6 protein-coding genes and 2 rRNA genes are annotated in these 10,679 nt (G+C 56.7%); 2 read left to right on the forward strand and 6 right to left on the reverse strand.

Annotation, left to right across the window (positions count from 1 at the left end; translation table 11 throughout):
• Nucleotides 1-28 precede the first annotated feature (28 nt).
• From JNO51_RS16345 to JNO51_RS16365, 5 genes are all read right to left on the reverse strand, one after another.
• Nucleotides 29-2,919, reverse strand: a 23S ribosomal RNA gene (locus JNO51_RS16345).
• A gap of 259 nt (nt 2,920-3,178) precedes the next feature.
• Nucleotides 3,179-4,716, reverse strand: a 16S ribosomal RNA gene (locus JNO51_RS16350).
• The 16S and 23S rRNA genes sit together here, the layout of an rRNA operon.
• A gap of 411 nt (nt 4,717-5,127) precedes the next feature.
• The gene (gene hslU, locus JNO51_RS16355; RefSeq protein ID WP_215779405.1) at nt 5,128-6,468 is read right to left on the reverse strand and encodes an ATP-dependent protease ATPase subunit HslU; all 1,341 of its coding nucleotides are present in this window, start codon (nt 6,466-6,468) and stop codon (nt 5,128-5,130) included.
• A 34-nt stretch (nt 6,469-6,502) separates the two neighbouring features.
• Nucleotides 6,503-7,045 carry an ATP-dependent protease subunit HslV gene (hslV, locus tag JNO51_RS16360; protein ID WP_215779407.1) on the reverse strand — a complete coding sequence of 181 codons (543 nt, stop codon included), beginning with the start codon at nt 7,043-7,045 and terminating at the stop codon, nt 6,503-6,505.
• Between the two features lie 82 nt (nt 7,046-7,127).
• Nucleotides 7,128-7,832, reverse strand: a complete 705-nt coding sequence (locus JNO51_RS16365; RefSeq protein ID WP_215779409.1) for a pseudouridine synthase — start codon at nt 7,830-7,832, stop codon at nt 7,128-7,130.
• A gap of 144 nt (nt 7,833-7,976) precedes the next feature.
• Here JNO51_RS16365 and JNO51_RS16370 point away from each other — a divergent pair, with 144 nt between their 5' ends.
• A complete protein-coding gene (locus JNO51_RS16370; protein ID WP_215779411.1) occupies nt 7,977-8,543 on the forward strand; it encodes a TetR/AcrR family transcriptional regulator in 567 nt (188 codons plus the stop codon).
• Here JNO51_RS16370 and JNO51_RS16375 read toward each other — a convergent pair.
• Complete coding sequence (locus tag JNO51_RS16375) at nt 8,534-9,874, reverse strand: DEAD/DEAH box helicase (protein ID WP_215779414.1); 1,341 nt, start codon at nt 9,872-9,874, stop codon at nt 8,534-8,536. The two genes, JNO51_RS16370 and JNO51_RS16375, sit on opposite strands and share 10 nt — an antisense overlap.
• A gap of 238 nt (nt 9,875-10,112) precedes the next feature.
• On the opposite strand from JNO51_RS16375, the gene JNO51_RS16380 reads away from it, so the two are divergent.
• Nucleotides 10,113-10,649: a YaeQ family protein gene (locus JNO51_RS16380; RefSeq protein ID WP_215779416.1), complete on the forward strand. Its 537-nt coding sequence runs from the start codon at nt 10,113-10,115 to the stop codon at nt 10,647-10,649.
• Nucleotides 10,650-10,679: the final 30 nt, after the last annotated feature.

The following is a 10,679-nucleotide window of genomic DNA, read 5'->3' on the forward strand; positions in this document are numbered from 1 at the left end:
GTATCGGGCACAAAGCCCATCAAATGATAGGATCAAGCCTCACGAGCCATTAGTATCGGTTAGCTTCACGCCTCACAGCGCTTCCACACCCGACCTATCAACGTCCTGGTCTCGAACGACTCTTCAGGAGGGTCTAGCCCTCAGGGAAGTCTCATCTTCAGGCGAGTTTCCCGCTTAGATGCTTTCAGCGGTTATCTCTTCCGAACTTAGCTACCCGGCGATGCCACTGGCGTGACAACCGGTACACCAGAGGTTCGTCCACTCCGGTCCTCTCGTACTAGGAGCAGCCCCCGTCAAACTTCCAACGCCCACTGCAGATAGGGACCAAACTGTCTCACGACGTTTTGAACCCAGCTCGCGTACCACTTTAAATGGCGAACAGCCATACCCTTGGGACCGGCTACAGCCCCAGGATGTGATGAGCCGACATCGAGGTGCCAAACTCCGCCGTCGATGTGAACTCTTGGGCGGAATCAGCCTGTTATCCCCGGAGTACCTTTTATCCGTTGAGCGATGGCCCTTCCATTCAGAACCACCGGATCACTATGTCCTGCTTTCGCACCTGCTCGACTTGTCGGTCTCGCAGTTAAGCCACCTTTTGCCATTGCACTATCAGCACGATTTCCGACCGTACCTAGGTGACCTTCGAACTCCTCCGTTACACTTTGGGAGGAGACCGCCCCAGTCAAACTGCCTACCATGCACTGTCCCCGATCCGGATCACGGACCTAGGTTAGAACCTCAAACACACCAGGGTGGTATTTCAAGGACGGCTCCACGCAAACTAGCGTTCACGCTTCATAGCCTCCCACCTATCCTACACAAGTCTGTTCAAAGTCCCATGCAAAGCTACAGTAAAGGTTCACGGGGTCTTTCCGTCTAGCAGCGGGTAGATTGCATCTTCACAAACATTTCAACTTCGCTGAGTCTCAGGAGGAGACAGTGTGGCCATCGTTACGCCATTCGTGCGGGTCGGAACTTACCCGACAAGGAATTTCGCTACCTTAGGACCGTTATAGTTACGGCCGCCGTTTACCGGGGCTTCGATCAAGAGCTTGCACCCCATCACTTAACCTTCCGGCACCGGGCAGGCGTCACACCGTATACGTCCACTTTCGTGTTGGCACAGTGCTGTGTTTTTGATAAACAGTCGCAGCCACCGATTCTCTGCGACCTCTCAAAGCTTCGGACGCGAAGTCCTACACCCTAAGAGGCATACCTTCTCCCGAAGTTACGGTATCAATTTGCCGAGTTCCTTCTCCTGAGTTCTCTCAAGCACCTTAGAATTTTCTTCCTGCCCACCTGTGTCGGTTTGCGGTACGGTTCTCATACAGCTGAAGCTTAGAGGCTTTTCCTGGAAGCAGGGTATCAGTCACTTCAGGTCCGTAGACCCTCGTTATCACTTCTCGGCGTTAACGAACACGTGGATTTGCCTGCGTGTCCCGCCTACCAGCTTGAACCAACTATTCCAACAGTTGGCTGACCTAACCTTCTCCGTCCCCCCATCGCACTGTATGAAAGTACTGGAATGTTAACCAGTTTCCCATCGACTACGCATTTCTGCCTCGCCTTAGGGGCCGACTCACCCTACGCCGATGAACGTTGCGTAGGAAACCTTGGGCTTTCGGTGAGCGGGCTTTTCACCCGCTTTATCGCTACTCATGTCAGCATTCGCACTTCTGATATCTCCAGCATGCCTTTCGACACACCTTCACAGACCTACAGAACGCTCCCCTACCACTTGCACTCGCGTGCAAATCCGCAGCTTCGGTTATCAGTTTGAGCCCCGTTACATCTTCCGCGCAGGACGACTCGACCAGTGAGCTATTACGCTTTCTTTAAATGATGGCTGCTTCTAAGCCAACATCCTGGCTGTCTGGGCCTTCCCACTTCGTTTACCACTTAACTGATCATTTGGGACCTTAGCTGGCGGTCTGGGTTGTTTCCCTCTTGACGATGGACGTTAGCACCCACCGTCTGTCTCCCATGCTCGCACTTTCCGGTATTCAGAGTTTGCCATGGGTTGGTAAGTCGCAATGACCCCCTAGCCATAACAGTGCTTTACCCCCGGAAGTGATACATGAGGCACTACCTAAATAGTTTTCGGGGAGAACCAGCTATCTCCGAGTTTGTTTAGCCTTTCACCCCTATCCACAGCTCATCCCCTAATTTTGCAACATTAGTGGGTTCGGACCTCCAGTGCGTGTTACCGCACCTTCATCCTGGCCATGGATAGATCACTCGGTTTCGGGTCTACGCCCAGCAACTGAAGCGCCCTATTCGGACTCGCTTTCGCTACGCCTCCCCTATTCGGTTAAGCTCGCTACTGAACGTAAGTCGCTGACCCATTATACAAAAGGTACGCAGTCACCCCTTGCGAGGCTCCCACTGTTTGTATGCATCCGGTTTCAGGTTCTATTTCACTCCCCTCCCGGGGTTCTTTTCGCCTTTCCCTCACGGTACTGGTTCACTATCGGTCGATCATGAGTATTTAGCCTTGGAGGATGGTCCCCCCATCTTCAGACAGGATTTCTCGTGTCCCGCCCTACTTGTCGTACGCTCAGTGCCACCATTCAGTTTTCGTGTACGGGGCTATCACCCACTATGGCGAGCCTTTCCAGACTCTTCCACTAACTCAACGGCTAAAACGTACAGGCTCTTCCATTTTCGCTCACCACTACTCACGGAATCTCGGTTGATTTCTTTTCCTGCGGGTACTTAGATGTTTCAGTTCTCCGCGTTCGCTCTACCCACCCTATGTGTTCAGGTGGGAGTGACCCCTAAGGGCCGGGTTTCCCCATTCGGACATCGCGGGATCAAAGCTCTATTGCCAGCTCCCCCGCGCTTTTCGCAGGCTTACACGTCCTTCATCGCCTATGATCGCCAAGGCATCCACCAGATGCACTTACTCGCTTGACCCTATCATTTCAAGGGCCTTGCGCACTCGCCTTGCCGATACCTCTACCGGCAAAACGTCGATACATACAATTACCCAAAGTTGAATCCAAACGAGGATGAAACCATCCTGGCTCAGAATCAATTTTGTATTCGGCTTCTTCAGTTTGTTAAAGATCAATGCGTTTGAAACGCTAATCACAAGACCCCTCAGGCCCTCTGATTACCATTCCACTCGCTGAACAACCGATAGGCTGTGAGTACCAGGATCGACTTTCTCTAGAAAGGAGGTGATCCAGCCGCAGGTTCCCCTACGGCTACCTTGTTACGACTTCACCCCAGTCATGAAGCATACCGTGGTAAGCGGCCTCCTTGCGGTTAGCCTACCCACTTCTGGTATCCCCCACTCCCATGGTGTGACGGGCGGTGTGTACAAGACCCGGGAACGTATTCACCGCAGCATGCTGATCTGCGATTACTAGCGATTCCGACTTCACGCACTCGAGTTGCAGAGTGCGATCCGGACTACGATCGGTTTTTTGAGATTGGCTCCACCTCGCGGCTTCGCGACCCTCTGTACCGACCATTGTATGACGTGTGAAGCCCTGCTCATAAGGGCCATGAGGACTTGACGTCATCCCCACCTTCCTCCGGTTTGTCACCGGCAGTCTCATTAGAGTGCCCAACTTAATGATGGCAACTAATGACAAGGGTTGCGCTCGTTGCGGGACTTAACCCAACATCTCACGACACGAGCTGACGACAGCCATGCAGCACCTGTGTTACCGCTCCCTTTCGGGCACACCCAAATCTCTTCGGGCTTCGGTACATGTCAAGAGCAGGTAAGGTTTTTCGCGTTGCATCGAATTAATCCACATCATCCACCGCTTGTGCGGGTCCCCGTCAATTCCTTTGAGTTTTAACCTTGCGGCCGTACTCCCCAGGCGGTCAACTTCTCGCGTTAGCTACGCTACCAAGGATTCAAACCCCCAACAGCTAGTTGACATCGTTTAGGGCGTGGACTACCAGGGTATCTAATCCTGTTTGCTCCCCACGCTTTCGTGCATGAGCGTCAGTGTCATCCCAGGGGGCTGCCTTCGCCATCGGTATTCCTCCACATCTCTACGCATTTCACTGCTACACGTGGAATTCTACCCCCCTCTGACGCACTCTAGCCTTGCAGTCTCCAATGCCGTTCCCAGGTTAAGCCCGGGGCTTTCACATCAGACTTGCAAAACCGCCTGCGCACGCTTTACGCCCAGTAATTCCGATTAACGCTTGCACCCTACGTATTACCGCGGCTGCTGGCACGTAGTTAGCCGGTGCTTATTCTTCAGGTACTCTCATCCCCGCTCATTATTCACAAGCAGGATTTGCTCCCTGACAAAAGTCCTTTACAACCCGAAGGCCTTCTTCAGACACGCGGCATGGCTGGATCAGGGTTGCCCCCATTGTCCAAAATTCCCCACTGCTGCCTCCCGTAGGAGTCTGGGCCGTGTCTCAGTCCCAGTGTGGCGGATCATCCTCTCAGACCCGCTACTGATCGTCGCCTTGGTGGGCCTTTACCCCACCAACTAGCTAATCAGACGTCGGCCGCTCGAATAACGCGAGGCCCGAAGGTCCCCCGCTTTCCTCCTCAGAGCGTATGCGGTATTAGCACAACTTTCGCTGCGTTATCCCCCATTACTCGGCACGTTCCGACGCATTACTCACCCGTTCGCCACTCGCCACCAGGAGCAAGCTCCCGTGCTGCCGTTCGACTTGCATGTGTAAAGCATGCCGCCAGCGTTCAATCTGAGCCAGGATCAAACTCTTCAGTTCAATCTCTATGCTTTTCGTACTATCTGGCACGCAAGGACTTCAAAAGAACCCCGTAAGGTTTTTTTCTGTCTCTTGCAGTGCAAGTGTCGGTCTCTCCCGGCACTCACACCTATCGGTTGTTCGTTTTGTTAAAGAGCGGTGCTGGTGTTGCTGCAGCTGAGGAGGTGAACTATACGCGGAAGGACCACCCTCGTCAACACTTAATTTCAAAAAAGCAGGCAATTCGGCTAGTTATTTACCCAACATCATGATTTTAAAAAGATTGATCCGATAATGTCATCTATTTACCATTTGAGACCACTGGCCGGATGGCCGTCGATTCTGCCTGCCATCCATTGAAACTCGCCGTCCGGCATGAAAAAAAACCGCCACAAGGGCGGTTTTTTTAACAAATTGCCCTCCGAAGGCAATTTATAGAACGTAGCGCGCCAGATCTTCCCGTTGTGCCAGTACATCAAGCTTACTGTCCACATACGCGGCATCGATCTCGAAGCGCCCCGCACGGGCATCAAAGGAGATTTCCTCCAGCAGCTTTTCGATCACCGTATATAGACGACGCGCACCAATATTCTCGGTCTTCTCGTTCACCGACCAGGCAATCTCGGCCATGCGTTCGATCCCGGACTCACTGAAGACCAGCTCGACGCCTTCGGTGGCCAGCAGCGCTTCATACTGACGCGTCAGGCAGGCATCGGTATTGGTCAGAATCTGGCGGAAGTCGCCAACCGACAGGGAGGTCAACTCGACGCGGATCGGGAAACGCCCCTGCAGCTCCGGAATCAGATCCGACGGTTTTGCCAGATGGAAAGCACCGGAGGCAATGAACAGGATATGGTCGGTCTTGACCATGCCGTATTTGGTGGTGACGGTGGTGCCTTCGACCAGTGGTAGCAGGTCGCGCTGAACGCCGGCACGCGAGACATCGGCCCCCTGCCCTTCAGAGCGGCTGGCGACCTTGTCGATCTCATCAATAAAGACGATACCGTTCTGCTCGACATTTCGCAGCGCTTCCAGCTTCAGATCTTCCTCATTCACCAGCTTGGCTGCTTCCTCGTCGGTCACCAGCTTCAGCGCCTCGGCCACCTTCATCTTGCGCGGCTTGGTACGACCACTGGCCAGACCCTGGAACATGCTTTGCAGCTGACTGGAAAAATCTTCCATGCCGGGTGGCGTCATGATTTCCATCCGCGGCGCTGCGTCGGCCACTTCGATCTCGATTTCCTTGTCGTTCAGACTGCCCTCGCGCAGCATCTTGCGGAACTTCTGCCGGGTGGCGTTTTCTTCCGGCTTTTCACTGGCGGCGGGCTCATCGGCAAAAAAGCCGGTGCTTTGCCGCGGTCGCGGCAGCAGCACATCCAGAATCCGTTCTTCGGCAGCGTCTTCTGCACGGTAGCGGTTGCGCTTGATGGCGCCGTCACGTGCATCCTTGATGGCGATCTCCACCAGGTCGCGGATGATGGTGTCGACATCGCGGCCGACATAGCCGACCTCCGTGAACTTAGTGGCCTCGACCTTGATGAAGGGGGCATTGGCCAGACGCGCCAGTCGGCGGGCGATCTCGGTCTTGCCGACCCCGGTCGGGCCGATCATCAGGATATTCTTCGGGGTGATTTCATTGCGCAGCGCCTCGTCAACCTGCTGGCGACGCCAGCGATTGCGCAGGGCGATGGCGACAGCACGCTTGGCAGCATCCTGTCCGATAATGTGTTTGTTCAATTCATGAACGATTTCTTGCGGGGTCATGTGCGTCATGGACCTCTCCCACGCTGACGACCGGGCAGGCCGGTCAATCGGCGCCCAGCGTTTCGATTAGGTGATTCTGGTTGGTATAGATACAGATGTCGCCGGCAATCTCCAGCGATTTCTTGACGATCACCTGCGGGTCCAGCTCGGTATTCTCGAACAGGGCACGGGCGGCCGACTGGGCAAACGCGCCTCCGGAACCGATGGCGGCAATGCCCTGCTCGGGCTCCAGCACATCGCCATTGCCGGTGATGATCAGTGTATTTTCGGTATCCGCCACAATCAGCATGGCCTCAAGGCGACGCAGCATGCGATCCGTGCGCCAGTCCTTGGCCAGTTCGACCGCCGAACGCACCAGGTGGCCCTGATGCTTTTCCAGCTTGGCCTCAAAGCGCTCGAACAGCGTGAAAGCATCGGCGGTGCCCCCGGCGAAACCTGCCAGCACCTTGTCATGATACAGACGTCGAATTTTGCGAGCGCTCGCCTTGATCACGATGTTGCCCAGGGTCACCTGGCCATCGCCGCCCAGCGCTACATGGCGCCCGCGGCGCACAGACACAATGGTCGTTCCGTCAAACTGCTGCATATCCATTTCCAGTCATGAAAAACCATGGCAAGAAGTCCATGGCCGTGGCTCAGTAAATGTAGGCATGCCAGCGGATTACAAGTCAGAAGCCGAAGCCCTGCCGTTCCGACGCCGTCAGATAACGCCAGCTACCTTCCGCCAGCTCACCCAGGGTCAGCGCCCCCATGGCTTCGCGGTGCAGCGCCGTGACCCGATTGCCGGCGGCGGCCACCATGCGCTTGACCTGGTGGTAACGTCCTTCAGAAATCGTCAGCAGCAAGGTATGGGCATCCAGCGGTTCCACTGCATCGGCTCTGGTCGGCTCAATATCGTCTTTCAATATGACGCCAGCTTTAAGTCGGTCCAGCATTTCATCTGTCAGAGGGTGCTTGAGCGTAACGCGATAGCGTTTGGCCACATGGCGGCGCGGCGAGGTCAGTGCGTGCACGAACTGACCGTCTGTTGTCAGCAACAACAGCCCGGTGGTATCCGCATCCAGCCGCCCCACCGCCGCCAGACCGGCCTGCTGCAGCGACGGTGGCAACAGGGAAAACACGCTCGGATAGTGTTGCGGCTGGTGAGACACCTCGACATCGCCCGGTTTGTTCAACAACACGTACAGGGGAAAGTGCAGGATCTCGCGCACCTCATCATCGATGCACAGCTGGCCGATGGCGTCCGGATCCAGGGCCAGATCCGGATCGGTCACACAGCGGCCATCCAGGCTGACCCGCCCGTCCCGTACCAACTGGCGGCATACCTTGCGGGAACCCAGTCCCTGCTGCTGTAAGAATTTGATCAGTTCCATAGACAAAATGGTAGCTCAGGGCAGTCGGCACCCGCCAGAATGTTGTCGGCAGCATGGTTGTCCTTATTAAGCTATCTGATTGAAATCAAAACTCTTTATTTATATGATGGGGATCATACAAACAAAGAATTTTTGACAACCATCATGCGCTATCACCCTGAAGATAAAAAGAAAACCCGCCAGCGGATCCTGTCGGTTTCCGCCAGAAGATATCGATCGGAAGGACTCAACAGTGTCGGGATTGCCAACCTGATGGCAGATCTTGGCATGACACATGGTGGATTCTACGCCCACTTTGCCGACAAGGAGGCACTGGTCGCCGCCACCTGCGAGCATGCCTTCGCCAGCCAGCTGAAACATTGGCAAGCGTTGCAGCAGTCGCATCCGCAGCAGCCATTCCGTGCTCTGGTAGAGGACTATCTGTCACGCCAGCATGTCGAACATCCGGAAACCGGCTGCCTGGCGGCAGCCCTGGCCGGCGAGATGGCCAGACGCGATACCCGCTCGCGGCAGGCTTTCACGCTGGGTATTGAACAGTTATTGCAACATCTGCAGCACTTGCCGGATTGCCGGCTGGCGCCGCAGGCCGCACTCAGCCTGATGCTGGGTGCGGTGATGCTGGCACGCGCCGTCAGTGACCGCTCGCTGTCCGAGAATATCCTGCAGCAGGCGCGCGAGACACTGACCAGCGTGCACGACAATCAGCCCTGACGCGGCGCCGGCTTGCGCGGCGGCTTGCTGGGGCCGGGCTTGCGCTGCCCCGGATTGGTCCCCGGATTGCCCTTGGCCTGACGCGGCTGGGCATGGCCCTGACCACGTCCCTGCGCCCCGCCCTGACCGCGCGGAGCACGCCCCTGGCGATTCGCGCCTCCCATCAGGATCGGTTCCGGCTTGACCGTGAGATCCGCCTCGAAACCCGGAATGGTGAACTGCTCGATCGGCTGACGAATCAGCTTCTCGATATCCTTGAGGAACTTGAATTCATCCACGCACACCAGCGAGACGGCTTCGCCGGTATTGCCGGCGCGACCGGTACGACCGATGCGGTGTACATAATCCTCCGGGACATTCGGCAGCTCGAAATTCACCACATGCGGCAGCTGATCGATATCCAGACCACGCGCGGCGATATCGGTTGCCACCAGCACCTGCAGGGTATTGCTCTTGAAATCGGCAAGCGCACGGGTGCGCGCACCCTGGCTCTTGTTGCCGTGAATGGCGGCGGCCGGAATGCCGCTCTTCTCCAGCTTTTCTGCCAGACGATTGGCGCCATGCTTGGTGCGGGTAAACACCAGCACCTGGAACCAGTTGCCGTCCTTGATCAGACGGGTCAGCAGCTCGGTCTTCTTGTCGCGGTCGACCAGATGCACCCGCTGTGCCACCTGCTCGCTGGTGGTATTGCGGCGCGCGACCTCCACCAGCCCCGGGTTGTCCAGCAGGCGGTCAGCCAGTGCCTTGATGTCGTCGGAGAAGGTCGCCGAGAACAGCAGGTTCTGCCGCTTGGCCGGCAACAGCGCCAGTACCTTGCGGATATCGTGGATGAAGCCCATGTCCAGCATGCGGTCGGCTTCGTCCAGCACCAGGATTTCAATGTCCGACAGGCTCAGGGTCTTTTGCGACACATGGTCCAGCAGACGGCCCGGGGTGGCCACCAGCACGTCGACCGGCTTGCGCAGCTGGGCGGCCTGGGGATTGAAGCCGACACCGCCGAACATCACCATGGAGCGCAACGGCAGATATTTGCCATAGATGCGTACGGCCTCTTCGACCTGGGCGGCCAGCTCGCGGGTCGGCGTCAGCACCAGTGCGCGCGGATGGCCGGCGCGCTTGCAGGGCTTGTCGGCCAGACGCTGCAGCAGGGGCAGCGTAAAGCCGGCAGTTTTGCCAGTACCGGTCTGGGCCGCTGCCAGCAGGTCGCCGCCCTGCAACACCAGCGGAATGGCTTTCAGCTGGATCGGGGTCGGGCTGGTATAGCCCGTATCGGCAACAGCGCGCAGCAAAGGTTCGGCCAGACCGAGGTCGGCAAATTGATTGTCGGACATAAGTGATGAAACTCCAGCGACGGCCCTTCGCAACCAGTGCGAAACCAATTCAGGCAGACGGGGTGAAATGAGGCAAAAGAGACCACGCACAAAGAATTGGCTCTTTGTGGGGTGCGCAAGTGTAACGGGATTTGTCGGACAAGAAAACCTCCGGCTATCCGAATCCGTACATGCAGATACAGAGATCGGCCGGCAAAACAGCTAAACTGCTCGCTTCTCGACCCACCGAAAGAGCCCCATGGCGTTGAAGTCCACTATCTATAAAGCCGAAATCAGCATCGCTGACATGGATCGCGGCTACTACGCCAGCCATGGCCTGACCCTGGCCCAGCATCCGTCGGAAACCATCGAGCGCATGATGCTGCGCCTGGCGGTCTTTGCCCTGCATGCCAGCGAAACGCTGGGATTCACCAAAGGCATCAGCACCGACGAAGAACCGGATCTGTGGCAGAAGAATTATTCCGACGAAATCGAACTGTGGATCGAGCTGGGCGAACCGGATGAAAAGCGTCTGCGCAAGGCCTGTGGCCGGGCCGATCAGGTACTGGTCTACAGCTATGGTGGCCGTGCTGCCGACATCTGGTGGCAGCAGAACGAAAACAAGTACGGCCGCTTCGACAATCTGCAGGTCCTGAGCGTCTCACCGGCCACCCTGCAGGAACTGGCCACGCTGTGCGAGCGCAGCATGCAGCTGACGGCCACCATCCAGGATGGCGTGCTGTGGCTGTCCGGCCCAGCAGCCAATGTGCAGGTCCCGGTCACCCGGCTGAAATAAGCACAACGCCCGCCGCACGCAAGCGACGGG

Source organism: Paludibacterium sp. B53371, from assembly GCF_018802765.1.
Lineage (GTDB): Bacteria > Pseudomonadota > Gammaproteobacteria > Burkholderiales > Chromobacteriaceae > Paludibacterium.

What these genes read in the sequence shown, in the direction of transcription:
- JNO51_RS16365 (WP_215779409.1), bottom strand. Translation starts at nt 7,832, where the DNA reads ATGGAACTGATCAAATTCTTACAGCAGCAGGGACTGGGTTCCCGCAAG.
- JNO51_RS16370 (WP_215779411.1), top strand. Translation starts at nt 7,977, where the DNA reads ATGCGCTATCACCCTGAAGATAAAAAGAAAACCCGCCAGCGGATCCTG.
- JNO51_RS16380 (WP_215779416.1), top strand. Translation starts at nt 10,113, where the DNA reads ATGGCGTTGAAGTCCACTATCTATAAAGCCGAAATCAGCATCGCTGAC.
- JNO51_RS16375 (WP_215779414.1), bottom strand. Translation starts at nt 9,874, where the DNA reads ATGTCCGACAATCAATTTGCCGACCTCGGTCTGGCCGAACCTTTGCTG.
- hslV (WP_215779407.1), bottom strand. Translation starts at nt 7,045, where the DNA reads ATGCAGCAGTTTGACGGAACGACCATTGTGTCTGTGCGCCGCGGGCGC.
- hslU (WP_215779405.1), bottom strand. Translation starts at nt 6,468, where the DNA reads ATGACGCACATGACCCCGCAAGAAATCGTTCATGAATTGAACAAACAC.